This window comes from [Brevibacterium] flavum, assembly GCF_019317305.1.
Taxonomy (GTDB): domain Bacteria; phylum Actinomycetota; class Actinomycetes; order Mycobacteriales; family Mycobacteriaceae; genus Corynebacterium; species Corynebacterium glutamicum.
Map to the genome: position 1 here is coordinate 1,268,976 of NZ_CP079240.1, position 15,833 is coordinate 1,284,808.

Below are 15,833 nucleotides of genomic sequence, written 5' to 3' on the forward strand. Positions count from 1 at the left end.
TTCATCAAAGCGTTGCCGGTCACCTGCTTCGTGCCTAGCCTGGGAGGCATGAATAGTTCGACGTGGACACCTCGTTACTCACCGCATATGGCTAACAGTGCAGCGGGTTCGGTGTTGGCGGATGAGATGGTGGTTCCCACCTCAACAGGGTTTGTTAAAGGCGTCAAAGGACCAGGGCTTAAAACCTGGAGGGGAATTCCCTACGGCCGAAACACTGGCGGAAAATATCGCTTCCGGGCACCCCGGCCCGCCAAGAAATGGGACGGCGTGCGCGATTGCTCAATGTTCGGTGAAGTAGCCTCTCAGCCAACGTACTCCTGGACAGATAAGATTCGCGGTTCAGAAGACTGCCTTAACCTCGATGTCGTGCGGCCTGATTCCGAAGAAAAGCTTCCTGTTGTGGTGTATCTCCACGGCGGTTCCTTCATCATGGGCTCATCAAGCGAAAAAGCGCTGCGCGGATATAACCTCGTCACAAACATGAACGTGGTCTACGTGTCCGTTAATTTCCGCCTCGGCGCTTTGGGCTATCTAGATCTGCGTTCCGTGGGGGAGGATTGCGTAGCCAACCCCGCGCTCCACGATCAGCTCCTGGCCCTGCAGTGGGTCAGCCGTAATATCGAAGCATTCGGTGGGGATCCTGACAACGTCACCCTCATGGGCGAATCCGCGGGCGCTGCAGCAGTGGTTGCACTCATGTGTGTGCCCGCTGCAGGAGGACTATTCCACCGCGCCATCGCCCAATCCGCGCCGGTCATCTCTGTGCACTCATCTACCCAAGCAAAATTCTGGGCACGTGAACTGATCTACCGCATGGCATTGCCCAGGGAAACGACCTTGGATGAACTGCGCCAAGAATCCGCCGATGATCTAGTGCGTGCCGGGCAGTCGATGATGTGGCGCTCCGGCGAACTGCTCCAACTCAACTCTTGTTACGGGCCCACGGTGGATGGTTCCTTGCTACCCGAGCACCCGCTCACCATGTTTGAACAGGGAAGACAACACCGCATTCCCTTCATGATCGGTACTAATAACGGAGAAACTTCTTTCTCCAAAGCCTTTTATTTAAGAAGCTCTGCCCGACGTCGCTCTGCCTTACGCATGCTGTCTGTGTATGATCCCCACAATGCAGAACGCGTGGTTAGCGCCTATGGCGGAGGCGAGGCACGCACAGACTTTTCTGAACTACTCGCTGACGCGCTGTTCTGGGCACCGTCGGTTAGATTGGCGCAGTCGCACGCCTCCCAAGATGAAGACACCTGGATGTACCGCTTCGATTACGCCCCACAATCCATGCGGAAACTTGGCCTCGGCGCGATTCACTCTTTCGAACTCAACGCTGTCTTTGGCGATCATGAATCTTCTCGCTCCATGAACCTCGCGAAAATTGCCGGCGGCATGGATCATTTGGATAAAGTCACCGAACTTGTCCAAGAGCATTGGAAGCAATTCATCTACTTCGGCAGGCCCGGTGAAGGGTGGAAGGCTTACCGCGGCCGCAGCGATACCGAACCGGGCCGTGCTACATTTGTCATCGATATCAACTCCCGAATCGCGTGGGATCCACGCCAGGACAAACGCACGGCGTGGGAAAATTACGACATGCTCGAATGGGGCACAGGCCGCCCAGATCTAGCCAACGAACTTGATTTCATCGAGCCGGAAGAGACAGAAGAAGAGCAGCAATTGAAGTGGCTTAGTCTTATGCAGTTTTTTGGAAGTAGATAAATGAGCATCTGGAAACGTCTGTTAGTGCAGTACCCGCGCTTCGCCGACACCCTCACAGCCGGCCAACCCATCACGCTCGAGGAATTAGCAACCCGGGAAGTGATCTTAGAAGCGGTTGCTAAAGGCCAAGAAATTTTCGGCATCGAGCAGCCAAAACACGCAGCACAACTCTGGTTTCACTCCCTGTGCACCGCAATTGTCGGCCCCGCCGTCACCGCCATGGTGGAATTCGATGTCATCCCCAGCCTCGACATACGTCGAGGTCAGCTGCATAACATCGACGGTTACTGGTTCGGCTTCAGGCCGGAGGAGATGCTTGTCGACGCCTCCCTCCACCTGTCGGGCACCCAATTCGGCGAGAGTATCCGCGTGGTGATTGATGCATTATGCGCTGCCACGGATCTGCGACCGGCACCCCTGTGGGCGGTTGCCTCAGATGCGTTGGGAATCGCAGCTAGCGGCGCAGGTGTCGAGGCCTTTGAAGAAGAACATGCCCGCGAGGTGGCGGAAGCCCTCATTGAAGGAATGAATAGTGTGAACTCAGTTCCATCGCCGCGGTTTAACGACGACGATTATTTCATCCGAGCTGGATGCTGCATGATTTTCCACTCACCACGAGCTGATTTTTGCACGTCGTGCCCACAGAAGAGGTGAAAGGCTAGGCGCGGATTCGTTGTGGACGCTAGGCTTGTCGGCAGTGTCTTTGGGGGACGTCCCCAGCACAAACCAGATGGAAGGTCATCAGAACATGAGCTTTTTTGAGGACATCGCGGCTGGACTTGATAGTGACGGTATCGAGTCCCGCGTAAACGGCGACACAATGTTCGTTCCGATCACCTCTGACTTGGAAATCCAGTTCGTGGAGATCGATTCCCTCCTACCTGCAGCAAACGTTTATATCGCTGCAGCCAATGTTGATGAAGACGATGATGAGTTCGAGGCAGTTCTCGTTTCGGTGGTGTTCTCTGTTGAGGATGCTGTCGCTGCTGTCGCAAAGCATGTTGCTACTGATCAGGTGGTGACTGTGCTGCGTGATCTACTTGAAGGAACTGATGAACGCATCCAGGATTTGGAGTTTTTCCAGGATGCAGTGAATGCAAATTTGGTTCGTGCGGAAGTCGGCCAGAATTCTGAGCTTCAGGTTTTGGTCGAGGTTGAAGACGGCGTCCCAACCGCAACGGTCAATTTCATCGCGATCGGTGAGTCCTTTGAAGATCTGATTGATCAGGCCATTGAAGAATTGTGGGAATCCGACGGCGACGCAGTTCTATCGGATGAAGATCGCCAGCGCATGTTCGCTGATTTGACCTCCGAGTTGGAATTTGTCACTGACGAGGTTCTTGATTTGGGCACCTTCACTGATTTTGATCGACTTTTCGATATCCTTTCCCTCGCCGATGACCAGGCTGAGGATTGGGAAGCACAGCTCGTTCCTTTTGAGGACGAGGAATTTGATGAGCCGGATGTTTATGACCTTTTCGTCGATGACTCTGAAGAAGACGACGATGAGGATGACGACGACCTCGATGATGACGAGGACGATGAGGATGATGACGAAGACTAGATTTTAGCCTTTGTCGCGGTGCCCTGGATTCTTGGAATCCAGGGTTTCGTCATTTTCTAGGCTGCACTTTTGGAATATTCGAAAAGGAAGGAAGGGGAACGCACCGGATCAAAGTGGGCGTCGACAAGCCAGCAAAACGTCGGTGCCGGCTCATCGGTGAGCTGGTGGACAGTGCCGCTGTGCGCGGTGCTGAGAATTGCGCGGATCCAGCCTTCGGCGAGGCGGGTGGATACTTTGAAGCCCTCTGGGCTGGTGATGCGGATGGTGATGAGATAGGCGGGTTCACGTTGCTCACCGAACTCGCGGATGATTTGGCGGGCGGCGGGGCCTGCGCGGTGACGTGACAAGGTGAGGGTGAGGGGATCTTCGCCGGGAAGTGACGGTAGTGGGAGGCTCGGCGGGCGCCACGTGGGTATGGCTCTGGCCAGTGATCGAGGGTGGCGCATCATGGATTGAATGTCATCCAGGGCGGTGGGGAAGACGCTTTTGAAGTGGGCGGCGTAGCGAGTTGCGGAGTAGATGGAAGACATTAGGCGGTTTCGGTGTTTGATCATAGTGGGAAGTGTAGAGCACCCAAGCGACATTGTTCGATAATATGTTCTATTATTGGTATTAATACTGGTCAGCTAGATATAAAAGGGGTGCAGGGCTAGCCTTGGGTGTGAAATGTTAACTCAAAAAATAGAATTAGAGGCTAAACCAAAAATCCCAGAGCAGATCTGGGTGCTGGTTGTGGCTGCGTTTATTATTGCGCTGGGCTATGGCCTGATTGCGCCGATTTTGCCACAGTTTGTGGTCGGTTTTGATGTAAGTTTTGCAGCTGCCAGTGCGGTGGTGTCCATCTTTGCGGGCGCCCGGTTGTTGTTTGCGCCGATGTCGGGAAGTTTGATCGATAAGATCGGTTCCCGTCGTGTGTATCTCACTGGTTTACTTACCGTGGCTATCACCACGGGGCTTGTTGCGTTGGCGCAGGAATACTGGCAGATTCTGCTGCTTCGTGGCATCGCAGGTATTGGTTCCACCATGTTTACGGTCTCTGCCATGGGCCTGATCGTGAAGATGGCGCCGGTGGAGATCCGTGGGCGGTGTTCGTCGGTATATGCCAGTTCGTTCCTGTTTGGCAATATTATTGGCCCGGTTGTGGGTGCTGCGATGTCCGGTTTGGGCATGCGGTGGCCGTTCGCGATTTATGGTGCTTCCGTTGGCTTAGCTGCACTTGTTGTGTGGTGGCGGATGCCGAAAACCAACGATTCACTTCGGAAGGCTGATAGCAATAGTGTGCCGGCGTTGCGCTTTGCTGAGGCAATTAAGGATTCTGCCTACCGCTCGGCGTTGTTTAGTGCTTTTGCCAATGGTTGGTCGAACTTTGGTGTGCGTGTGGCGGTTCTTCCACTGTTTGCCGCAGCTGCATTTAGCAATGGCGGAGCTATTGCGGGTTTTGCCATGGCTGCGTTCGCCGCTGGAAATGCTGTGTGTTTGCAATTCGCGGGCGATCTCTCAGATCGCATTGGCCGTAAACCGATGATTATTTCCGGGCTGATCGTCAATGCAGTGTTCACGGCAATGATCGGATTCGGCACAGAAGTGTGGATCCTGATCATGGTATCTGCGTTGGCAGGTGCTGGTGCGGGCTTGCTTAATCCAAGTCAGCAGGCGGTGCTCGCTGATGTTATAGATTCCCGCCCCGGCGGAAAAGTCTTAGCGAATTTCCAAATGGCGCAGGATTTCGGTGCGATTGTTGGCCCGATTCTCGTAGGCATGATCGCAGAACAGGCAGGCTTCCAAATCGGATTCATGCTGTGTGGTGTGATCAGTTTGCTGGCTGCGGTCGCATGGATCTTCGGCCGGGAGACGCTGCCAACGGCGAAAGTCGAGCAGGTATAAATGACGCCGATTGTGGAGTCCAGGGCGTGGAAAGCTCTGGGTGCTTTAAGTGTTGGGCTGTTTCTCACACTGCTTGACCAATCGTTGGTGGCTGTCGCGCTGCCAAAGATTCAAGAGGATTTGGGTGCGAGCCTGAACCAAGCGGTGTGGGTGTCAGCGGTTTATTTGCTCACTTTTGCGGTGCCACTGTTGATTACTGGGCGCTTGGGTGATCGTTATGGACAGCGAAATATTTATCTTGCCGGCATGGCTGTGTTTACTCTCGCGGCGTTGGCCTGTGTATTTGCACCAAGCATCGAATGGTTGATTGCTGCTCGCGCGATGCAGGGCCTGGGCGGATCTCTTCTTAATCCGCAGCCCCTGAGCATCATTCACAAGATTTTCGCGCATGATCGTAGGGGAGCCGCCACCGGGGTGTGGAGTGCTGTTGCCTCATCAGCTGGACTTTTCGGGCCAGTTATCGGTGGTGTTCTGGTGGGGTGGATCAGCTGGCGTGCTGTGTTCTTGGTTTATGTGCCGCTCGGATTGATCTCCCTATTTATGGTGGCGCGTTATGTGCCTAAACTTCCCACGGGAACCTCGAAGATCGATTGGCTCTCGGGTGCGGTCTCACTTGTTGCTGTACTTGGTGTGGTTCTTGCCTTGCAGCAGGGGCCAGAACTTGGGTGGGGAACACTGATTTGGGTGTCCCTTGCCGTTGGTATTGCTGCAGCTGTGCTCTTTATATGGATGCAAACAAGATCCAAGGCGCCACTGATGCCGTTGAGGATTTTCAAGACGCGCAACTTCGCGATCGGTGCATTTTCGATCTTCAGCCTGGGCTTTACGGTGTATTCCGTTAATTTGCCCATCATGTTGTATCTGCAAACAGCTCAGGGAATGTCGTCGCAGTTGGCCGGTTTGATGTTGGTTCCGATGGGCATCATCTCTGTGGTGATGTCACCAGTAATTGGACGATTGGTGGATCGCCTGGCGCCAGGAATGATTTCTAAGTTCGGCTTTGGCGCGCTGATTTTCTCGATGGCGTTGATGGCTGTCTTTATGATCGCCAACCTATCGCCGTTGTGGCTGCTCATCCCGATTATTTTGTTCGGTAGCTCCAACGCGATGAGTTTTGCACCGAACTCTGCGATTGCTCTGCGTGATGTTCCGCAGGATTTAGTGGGCTCTGCTTCTGGTTTTTACAACACCTCACGCCAGGTGGGCGCTGTTTTGGGCGCCGCTACCTTGGGCGCTGTGATGCAAATAGGAGTGGGCACGGTGTCCTTCGGTGTTGCCATGGGTGCGGCAATCCTGGTGACACTCGTGCCCTTAATCTTTGGGTTCCTAGCGGTAACCCAATTTAGATAGTTGCTCCGATTTTCTCACGAGCCTGCTTAGCGGACTCAACGAGAACCTTTAGGGAAGCTTCCACTTCTGGCCATCCACGGGTCTTCAGACCACAGTCTGGGTTGACCCACAGCTGGCGAGGATCCACGGACTGCAGTGCAGCCTCGAGGAGACCGTCCACTTCCTGCGCGGAAGGAACGCGCGGGGAGTGGATATCCCACACACCAGGTCCGACGCCGAGCTCGAAGCCGGAAGATTTCAGAGCAGCGAGGACCTGCATGTCGGAACGTGCTGCTTCGATGGTGGTGACATCGGCATCCAACGCGATGACCGAGGAGATCACTTCGTTGAACTCGGAGTAGCACATGTGGGTGTGGATTTGGACGTCGTCGGGTGCGCCGGCAGTCGCCAGGCGGAAGGAGTCCACGGACCACTGCAGGTAGGCAGGCTTATCGACGTCTCGTAGCGGCAACAGTTCACGAATCGCAGGCTCATCCACCTGGATGATCTTCGCGCCAGCCTCGATGAGATCGTTAATTTCATCGCGCAGTGCCAGTGCAACCTGGTCAGCAGTGGTAGCCAGCGGCTGATCATCGCGAACGAAAGACCATGCAAGGATGGTGACTGGACCGGTGAGCATTCCCTTGACATGCTTCTGGGTCAGGCTCTGTGCGTACTGGAACCACTTGACAGTCATTGGCGCTGGGCGGGAAACGTTTCCGAACAACACTGGAGGACGAACACAGCGGGAGCCGTAGCTTTGGACCCAGCCGTTGGCGGTTGAGAGGAAACCGTCGAGAAGTTCAGAGAAGTACTGAACCATGTCGTTGCGCTCTGGCTCACCGTGAACCAACACATCAAGACCAAGTTCTTCCTGCTTGGCGATGACCAGATCGATTTCTTCGCGCATTGCCTCTTCGTACTGCTCCAAAGTGATGGATTCCTTGCGCAGACGAGCGCGAGCAGAACGAATGGATGGGGTCTGTGGGAAAGAACCAATGGTGGTGGTTGGCAGAGCTGGAAGCTCCAGTGACTTCTCCTGCAGCGTAACACGAGTGTCGAAGGATCCACGGCTACGGCCAGGGAGTTCCTGCGTGATTGGTGCGGTGCGTGGGGAGGTGCGTCGAGAAGCAATTGCTGCGGACGCCGCATCGAACGCAGCCGCGTCGATGTTGCCGGCTAGGGCGTCGGCAAGCAGCTTGACCTCGGTGATCTTCTCCGAGCCGAAGGCGAGCCAGTCGCGGACCTCAGGCTCAATGTTCTCAGCCTCGAGGGTGTAAGGAACGTGCAGCAGTGAACAAGAGGTAGACACTGCGATAGGGCCGCGAGCTGCCAGGCGCTTCAGGGAAGCAAGAGCAGCACACAGGTCGGTGCGCCAAATGTTACGACCATCAACGATGCCCGCAACCAGCAGCTCCTCACCCTTCCACGCAGCAAGCTCAGTGACGCCATGGGTGACCAAGTCAACGCCAATCGCGCCAAGGCCAATACCCGCAAGAGTGTTCAGCGCCTGATCGCCAGAGCCGAAGTAAGTATTGACAAACACGCCACCGCGCTTAGCCAAAGTGGTGTAACCAGCGCGGACCTGCTCCAAAACCTCAGGAGCAACATCGGTGACCAACGCAGGCTCATCGATCTGAACCCACTCAGTATCGAAAGACTTGATGAGGCGCTCGTAGACCTCAAACAGTGCAGGCAGGTGATCCAAAGGATTGGAACCATCAGTGGTGCGAGCAAGGGAAAGGAAAGTCAGTGGACCAACCAGAACAGGGCGGGCATTAACGCCACGAACCTGCTGGCAACGGAGATCCTCAATCAACGCTGACGCATCCAAAACGAAACGTGTATCCGCAGACAACTCCGGCACGAGGTAGTGGTAGTTGGTATCAAACCACTTGGTCATTGCCTGTGCAGGCAGGGTCTCAGTACCGCGAGCAGCGCCGAAGTAGCGGTCAATCCACAGTGGGAGACCATCGTTTTCATGATCAGCGATGTCATCAAAACGCTCCGGCAGCACACCCAAAATAGCGGCGGTATCGAGCATTGCGTCGTAGTAGGAACGTCCTGCAAACGGAACGGAATCCAATCCAGACAAAGAATCCGATGCAGTGTTAACCAATTGGCGGGCGGTCTGCGCAAGTTCGCGACCTTCAATTGATCCATTCCAGAAGCCTTCGAGCGCGAACTTCAGTTCACGCTTCGCTCCGATGCGAGGAAGACCAGCGACAGTGGAAGAAAAGTTGGAAGTCATGTGAGTTAAAGACTTTCTGCTTGAGCCGAACGTGCGGATCCCGGCTAGGACGCACGGCAATCTTCTGACGATGCTTCAAGGTTCGCGAAATCACCGGGTGGCAGACAGCTGCCCCGGGGGTTTCCTCGCCTTTTTGTAATCGAGGTCGTCCCACTTAACGCTTAAAATTTCCATTCAGAAACCTTTGGCGTTCCTCATCATCCGGGGCTCCAGGGAGAGGATTAAAAGTGAACCGATTGCGTTTTCAACCAAACCCTAGACTGCTCGGTCTGTCAAGAAGTTCCGGGGAATTAAATTCATGGTGCCGTTTTGGGCTCCCGTTGTCTGCGTCGGGTGGGGAAGTGGCGTAAAGGTGTGCAACCTCATAGTCAAGTTTTCGAGGGAGGGGAGATCGCATTTTACCCCCGCTGTTTTTGGTGAAGTTGTTTTGACCTGGGCTTTTGCAAAATGCAACGCGGTGATGTGTGTTTACACCCGTTGATGGTTGGGTGGTGGGTCACAGTTTAGAAAAAGTGACTTCAAATCACGTCGAAAAGAAATTGAAAGTACTTAAGAAACATGTCACGCTAGGAGACGTGATAATCATTGCAAGCGTTGTTTTCCTCCTCGTTGGCGCAATGTTGGCGAATGCTGCCGCTGCGCTCTTTAGTGCCAGCGAGCCATTCGGACGAATTTCCTACCTCATTGGCCTACCTAACGAAGACGACTTCGTGCCGTACTCACTACGGTTCGTGGCCTTTTTCCCACTGATGCTCTCCGCATCGATGGCAGCATCCTTCTTCGGGGTGTGGGCAGTACTAATCATTCCTTTCGGTTACTTCCCATCACTGATGATGGTTCATAAGCACAACAAGCAGGTACAGCGAACCTGGGATTCCGTCACCGTTGCTGACTTCTACGAGGATTCCACCCCTCTGGTCTAATTTCTTTTTCTTCATAATCAAATTGGCCGCTTTCCACTCATGTTTTTTGAGCGGGAGGCGGCTTTTTGATGTCTTGGGGTGGGTTTCTGGGGTTTTATTTGAGGTTTTGGGTTCGAAACGGGCTGTGGGAGTGCATTTCGATGCCTCGAAAGGGGGATGCGAGGGCGGGGTTCTTGCGCAACCAAACCACAGTGCCCACGGAACTCGAAAATGCGTTTCGTGGGCACTGTGGTTTGTTTTATCGCCCTCGATACCGGCCACAGATGCCCAAGTTTTGGATTTGAGGGGTTCGTGGGCACGCCTGTCTGGTGCCCACGAAGCGGGGTAAGTTGCGAGCTCGCGCCTAAAAACTTTGCCCTCTCAGAATCGCTTCTAAGCGCCGTTCATGGCTGTGTCCTTACAAGCGCACATTCAGAAAATTGAGGCCCTTAAAACGCCATACAGCACCTCTCTCGAAATGCGCAACCACGGCAAAACAAGCAATCGACAATAAAAAAGTAAAACTTATTTAGAATCCCACTAAAATTCCCAAAATCCCGCAACAACCAGCAAATTTACATAAACCGCATGACTGATTAAATAGGTGTTAAATATTAAGAACTAGCGAGCCCTGAATTGATCTGTTAAGGTCCTACATGGACTTCAGTTAGTTGAGGCTGAAGTTTTTGACATGTATGTCTCGTCCGAGTTCGCCGCCATCCAGGTGGTGCACCGAGGTGGATTCATGGTGAATCCTTAATCGAGTGAGGCCCCAGACCAGGGAAGCCTGCCGCATTAAGTGAGTTCCTGATGGCTTCGGGTGGAGGATGTAAAACTTTTTGTACATGGTCTGTGGCACGCATTGTTTCGTTTGCCCTGCCATGTTGGTGTTTTAAGTGAAGGCCGCCTTTTGCGGAATGGGTATAGGAGGCATTCATGGAGATGGTTGTGAAGAATAAGCGCGTTGCGATTATTGGTGCAGGTCCGAGTGGTATCGCTCAGTTGAGGGCGTTTGAGTCTGCTGAAAAGCAGGGTCATGAGATCCCTGAGCTGGTGTGTTTTGAAAAGCAGGATACCTGGGGTGGGCAGTGGAATTATTCTTGGCGCACGGGAACAGACTCTTATGGTGAGCCTGTGCACTCAAGTATGTACCGAAACCTGTGGTCAAACGGTCCGAAGGAAGTTCTCGAATTTGCTGAGTACAGCTTCGATGAGCACTTCGGAAAGCCAATTTCTTCTTACCCTCCACGTGAAGTGTTGTGGGATTACATTGCAGGTCGTGCAAAGAAGTCGAACGTTGAGAAGTACATCAAGTTCGCGCATGTTGTTCGCTGGGTGAGTTTTGATGAGGCCACCAAGCTGTTCACCGTGACGGTGGAGAACCTCCGCACCGGTGAGACCAGCAGTGATACTTATGACAACGTGATTGTTGGCGCTGGACACTTCAGCTTCCCGAACGTCCCTCACTTTGATGGTGTGGAGACTTTCCCAGGTCAGATCTTGCATGCTCACGAGTTCCGTGGTGCAGAGGCTGTTGCTGACAAGGATATTTTGTTGATTGGTGCAAGTTATTCTGCGGAAGATATCGGTACCCAGGCGTACAAGATGGGTGCTCGTTCGGTGACTTTCTCTTACCGCTCAAAACCAATGGGGTATGAGTGGCCTGAAGAGATGACTGAGCTTCCTTTGGTTGAGCGTTTCGACGGCTCCGAGGTTCACTTTGTCAATGGTGAAAAGCGCAAGGTTGACATCGTGGTGTTCTGTACTGGTTACTTACACCATTACCCATTTATGCCGTCTGAGCTGACTTTAAGCTCACCAAACAACCTGTACCCGGATACGCTTTATCGTGGCGTGGTGTCCGAGGCTAATAACCAGCTGTTCTGGTTGGGTGCTCAGGATCAGTGGCTGACGTTCAACATGTTTGATGCTCAGGCTTGGTATGTTCGCGATGTCATTTTGGGCCGCGTGGCTCTTCCTTCCAAGGAGGCGCAGCGCAATCACATGGATCAGTGGCTGTCACATTTCGAGGGCCTGAAGTCTAAGAATGATCAGATTGATTTCCAGTGCGATTACGTCGAGGATCTTATCGATCAGACCGATTATCCTTCGTTTGATCTGAAGGAAGTTGCGAACATCTTGAAGGGCTGGGTGAAGTCGAAGAAGGAGGATATCCTCAACTACCGTGATTACACCTATACTTCCGTGATGACGGGCACCACCTCTGTTGAACACCACACTCCGTGGATGATTGAGTTGGATGATTCTTTGAAGCGTTACCTCAGTGAGCCACAGGAAAATGAAGCTCGTCAGGTTTACCGTGGCAAGAAAGTCCGCGATAAAGCCTAAGGAAAAGGCCTAAGCATCCCTTGCATAAAATAGCGGTGTGCTGTCAGAATTAGCGCATGACAATCATAGCGAGTGTTGTGTTCCTCATTGCGGGGACTATTCTCGCAGCCATCGCCACCGCCCGTTGGAGCATGCTCGAACCCTATGGATTGATTCCGTATTTCATAGGTCACGATATTGATTTCGAGCAAAAAGGCCAGTTCTTGGTCTATTTTCTCCGCGCGGCGGGCTTTTTCGTTTTGATTGTCGCAGCGGCGTTTGCGCAGCCTTTCTTTGGGCTGTGGGCACTGTTGCTTCTGGTGGTGGGTGGGTTTCCTTCGGGGATGATGGTGCGTCAACACAATCGTCGGGTGCGTGCGATGTGGCGGCCCCGCGAGACATAGATTAAGGACTACTCTCGAACACATGCCTCAAATCCCTGCCCAGAATTTTGATGATGTTGCGTTGATCATTGAGGGCGGTGGAACCCGAAATTCTTATACTGCTGCGGTGATTGATCAGTTGATCGCCAACAATATTCATTTCGGTTGGGTCGGAGGAGTCTCAGCGGGCGCGTCGCATACGGTGAATTATCTTTCGGCGGATCGTTTCCGCACGGTGTCGAGTTTCGTGGAGTTCGCGGCTGATCGCCGTTATTCAGGAATTCAGCCATTGGTGCGCGGTCGGGGCTATTTCAATGCGTTGGATATTTATGAGACCTCCACGCAACCTGACCAGGAATTTCCTTTCGATTTTGACACTTTTTCAGCCGACCCCACGCCGTTTCAACTCTCTGCGGTGCGTGCCGATACCGGCGAGACCGTTTTTTGGGGCAGGGAAGACACCCCGGATTTGAGCGCTCTGATGAAGCGGGTTCGCGCGTCGTCGACCATGCCTGGTTTCATGCCGATCACCTACATCGACGGCAATCCATATGTCGATGGCGCGGTCGGGGAGACCGGCGGTTTGATGCTACAGCCGGCCATCGATGCGGGCTTCACCCGCTTTTTCGTTATCGCCTCCCGCCCGCGCGATTATTGGCGCAAGGAGATCGGGCGCCCGGGTTTCATCAAAGCTGCTTTACGACGTTTCCCCACAATCGCCGACCTCACCATCGCGCGTCCTGCACTGTATAACTCGGTAAAGCAACAGATCCTCGACCTAGAGAAACAAGGCAGCGCCTACGTGTTCTTTGCGGACAACATGAACATCCAGAACACGGAAATCAATTTGAAGAAACTCCGCGCATCTTTCGATGCAGGCATGCAGCAGACCCGCAAAGATTGGCCGGAGATCATGAGCTTCCTGAACCAAACCAGATAATGAAGGTTTTTAGTCCAACCGCAGGTCATCGCGAAGGTGTTGTGGCCACCGCGCGACTTCCGCTGGGGTGGTGGCGATGCGGAGTTGGGCGTTTGGCATGAGGCGGGTTAGTTCGATTGCTGTGGATACGGGGTGTCCGGGGTCATCGATCCAGCTCAAGATGGTGGTGGGGACTGCTATTTTGGTGATTTCTTCCTTGGAGGGTAGGTCGCTTTGGGCGGCACCTCTGTAAGCCCAGGAGAGAAGTTCGGCGGATATGTCGGGGACTGTGTCGGGGGTTCCTACTGTTGCTGGTGGTTGGGCGTGGAGTTTTTCGGCGTTGAGGAAGGCGTCCATGCCGTGGGTTTCTAAGAATTCTGCGCGGGATAAGTATTCGGAGGCTTGGGCTTTTCGGGATTCCCAGGCAGTGGGTGGGAGCATGAGTGTGAAGCCGCAGAATCGGTCGGGGTTTAATACGGCGGCTTTGAGGAGGGTGGCGCAACCCATGGAGGGGCCGACGCCGTGGACTTGTTCGTGGGGGAAGTGGGCGTCGAGAAGCATTAAAAGGTCACCCGCTAGGGTGTCCCACTGGTAATCAGTGGAGGCAGCGCGGCCGGTGGAGGTGCCGTGGCCACGGGCGTCGTAACGCAAAAGGCGCGTGCCGGAAAGGCCACGGCCGAGGTCGAGGTCAAGGAGGCGGTCGCGTTGGCGGGATGAGGTGAGGCCGTGGAGTTGGATGACGGCTTGGCCGTGTTCGTCGCTGTAGGAAGTGGAGAGTTGCGCGCCGGGGACGGGGAAGGTGCTGTGTTGGAGGGGAGTGTTCATGGAAACTTCCTAAATTATTTTCTATTAATCTATAGATACTAGGGCTATTATAGTGCCATGAGACTGACACATGTAGATCAATTAAACCTTCCGTTTGGTACGTTGAGCAGCTATCACCCTTATGCATCGGCTCCGGGTGAGGCGGTGCCGGTCTCCTTTGATCAGCAACGACACGTGGGCGCCGGGGAGCGTCCGGGCAGCTGGATGGCGATTAGTGTTTCTATGCCCAAGGCAGTCAGCCGTGAGGAATTGGAGCGCGCGTGGCTTGAGGTGATTGCACGGCACGGCACCTTGCGCACAGTATTTAGCACGGGAATGGGTGGGGAGGTGCAGCAACACCGCATTGATGTGGGCCCGGGGAAATGGATTGATCATGCCGTTGCGCCTGGTGAGAGTATTAATGAGGCACTGCGGGCGGAGTTGAATCGGCAGTGTTCGCCATACTCGAGGCCAGCGCATAGTTTGTGCATTATTGATGCGCATCCGCGTCCCACGGTGATTATTGGCAGTGATCATTCGCATGTGGATATGTGGTCCATGCTGGTTATTGTGCGCGATTTGTTGGCTGCGCTCGATATGGAACTTCCTGTTGAGCCACCGTTGGCGTTCGAATCGCACACAGCGGAACTGCTAGCGGCCCCGCCCGCACCGGAGCAGATTCATCAGCGGTGGCGCGAAATTTTAGAAGCGGGCGGCGGCAAAATGCCTCAGTTCCCGCTACCGCTTGGCGATGCCATCTCCATGCCTGAACGCGTTGAAGTCCGCGACATTTTCGGGGTCAATGGCTTGGCGATTTACTCGGCACGTGCCCGCGCACAACAGGTAAGCTCCCTGGCCTTGACTATTTCAGTGATGGCTGATGTTACAGCGGCACTGGCGGACCTTCCGTTGCGTGCTGTATTCCCAGTCCATAGCCGTTTCGATCAGCGCTGGCACGATAGTGTCGGGTGGTTTATCACCAATTCGGTCATTGAGGTGCCAGATTCCGATCCTCACACTGCAGCCCAGGCTGTTCGCGAGGCTGTTTCTTTGGGGAGCTACCCGTTGGCTGAGCTGCTTGAACCGTGGGGAGGGATGCCTGAAACGCCGGGAATGTTTGCCATTTCTTGGCTTGACCTGCGCCGACTCCCAGTGAGCATTGACGATATTGGCCTCGAAGCCCAGTATGTCAGTGCCTCACTGCGCACCGATGGTGTGATGCTGTGGTTTATTTTGGATCGCTCCGGCGCGCACCTTCGCTGTCGTTATCCTGACTCTTTGGTGGCGCGGGAAAATGTGGGCCGCTGGATTGATGCGATTGTTGCTCGAATGCGTGCCGAGGCCGGGACTGTAAATCTGCAGGCTGGCGGGGAACAGCTGACACTTCGGCATGGAACTCGCGCCGATATTTCCGAGATCGCCCCGCTGCTTGCCCGAAACGCAGCCGACCCTTGTGAGCTGGTGGATCTTGAACATGCCCTTGACCTGCTGACACACGAGTCTTCGCATTTCCTGGCGGTGGTTCGAAACGCTCGTGGCAGGATGATCGCAGCGATGCAGCTAACTATTGTTCCGGAGTTTTCCCGCGGTGGTGCGCTTCATCTTCACATCGAGGGGCCGTTCATCATTCCGGAATATCGCACCACCGATTTGGATAAAAAGCTGCGCGCCTGGGCTGTGGAGCATGGGCGTGCGCGAGGGGTGAAGGTTGAGGAGGTGGTGGGGTAGTTCGGTTCTTGGC

The 15,833-nt window shown here is 54.2% G+C and carries 13 protein-coding genes; 10 read left to right on the forward strand and 3 right to left on the reverse strand.

Annotated features, from left to right (window positions below):
• Positions 1-87 precede the first annotated feature (87 nt).
• The 3 genes from KW808_RS06225 to KW808_RS06235 all read left to right on the forward strand — a co-directional run bounded on the left by KW808_RS06225 (position 88) and on the right by KW808_RS06235 (position 3,292).
• Complete coding sequence (locus KW808_RS06225; protein WP_003863807.1) at positions 88-1,728, forward strand: carboxylesterase/lipase family protein; 1,641 nt, start codon at positions 88-90, stop codon at positions 1,726-1,728.
• Positions 1,729-2,382: a (2Fe-2S)-binding protein gene (locus KW808_RS06230; RefSeq protein ID WP_003863808.1), complete on the forward strand. Its 654-nt coding sequence runs from the start codon at positions 1,729-1,731 to the stop codon at positions 2,380-2,382.
• Between the two features lie 94 nt (positions 2,383-2,476).
• On the forward strand, positions 2,477-3,292 hold the full coding sequence (locus KW808_RS06235) for a hypothetical protein (protein ID WP_003863809.1): 816 nt from the start codon (positions 2,477-2,479) through the stop codon (positions 3,290-3,292).
• A gap of 56 nt (positions 3,293-3,348) precedes the next feature.
• Here KW808_RS06235 and KW808_RS06240 read toward each other — a convergent pair whose 3' ends face one another.
• On the reverse strand, positions 3,349-3,846 hold the full coding sequence (locus tag KW808_RS06240; protein ID WP_003863810.1) for a hypothetical protein: 498 nt from the start codon (positions 3,844-3,846) through the stop codon (positions 3,349-3,351).
• Positions 3,847-3,958: 112 nt separating this feature from the next.
• Here KW808_RS06240 and KW808_RS06245 point away from each other — a divergent pair, with 112 nt between their 5' ends.
• Both KW808_RS06245 and KW808_RS06250 read left to right on the forward strand, forming a co-directional pair.
• Positions 3,959-5,176, forward strand: a complete 1,218-nt coding sequence (locus tag KW808_RS06245) for an MFS transporter (RefSeq protein WP_003863811.1) — start codon at positions 3,959-3,961, stop codon at positions 5,174-5,176.
• Positions 5,177-6,526 (forward strand): DHA2 family efflux MFS transporter permease subunit, encoded by a 1,350-nt coding sequence (locus KW808_RS06250; RefSeq protein WP_003863812.1) that lies wholly within the window; start codon positions 5,177-5,179, stop codon positions 6,524-6,526.
• Here KW808_RS06250 and metE read toward each other — a convergent pair.
• On the reverse strand, positions 6,519-8,756 hold the full coding sequence (metE, locus tag KW808_RS06255) for a 5-methyltetrahydropteroyltriglutamate--homocysteine S-methyltransferase (RefSeq protein ID WP_003863813.1): 2,238 nt from the start codon (positions 8,754-8,756) through the stop codon (positions 6,519-6,521). The two genes, KW808_RS06250 and metE, sit on opposite strands and share 8 nt — an antisense overlap.
• Before the next feature lie 575 nt (positions 8,757-9,331).
• Between metE and KW808_RS06260 the strand changes: the two genes are divergently transcribed.
• From KW808_RS06260 to KW808_RS06275, 4 genes are all read left to right on the forward strand, one after another.
• Positions 9,332-9,679, forward strand: a complete 348-nt coding sequence (locus KW808_RS06260) for a hypothetical protein (protein WP_003863814.1) — start codon at positions 9,332-9,334, stop codon at positions 9,677-9,679.
• Positions 9,680-10,594: 915 nt separating this feature from the next.
• Entirely contained in the window at positions 10,595-12,007 is a 1,413-nt protein-coding gene (locus KW808_RS06265; RefSeq protein ID WP_003863815.1) for a trimethylamine monooxygenase, read from the forward strand.
• A 56-nt stretch (positions 12,008-12,063) separates the two neighbouring features.
• Entirely contained in the window at positions 12,064-12,390 is a 327-nt protein-coding gene (locus KW808_RS06270; protein ID WP_003863816.1) for a hypothetical protein, read from the forward strand.
• 22 nt (positions 12,391-12,412) lie between these two features.
• Positions 12,413-13,309: a patatin-like phospholipase family protein gene (locus tag KW808_RS06275; protein WP_003863817.1), complete on the forward strand. Its 897-nt coding sequence runs from the start codon at positions 12,413-12,415 to the stop codon at positions 13,307-13,309.
• Positions 13,310-13,318: 9 nt separating this feature from the next.
• On the opposite strand, the gene KW808_RS06280 is transcribed toward KW808_RS06275, so the two are convergent.
• On the reverse strand, positions 13,319-14,113 hold the full coding sequence (locus KW808_RS06280; RefSeq protein WP_003863818.1) for an alpha/beta fold hydrolase: 795 nt from the start codon (positions 14,111-14,113) through the stop codon (positions 13,319-13,321).
• A gap of 204 nt (positions 14,114-14,317) precedes the next feature.
• Between KW808_RS06280 and KW808_RS06285 the strand changes: the two genes are divergently transcribed.
• On the forward strand, positions 14,318-15,820 hold the full coding sequence (locus KW808_RS06285) for a peptide synthetase (protein WP_003863819.1): 1,503 nt from the start codon (positions 14,318-14,320) through the stop codon (positions 15,818-15,820).
• Positions 15,821-15,833 lie beyond the last annotated feature (13 nt).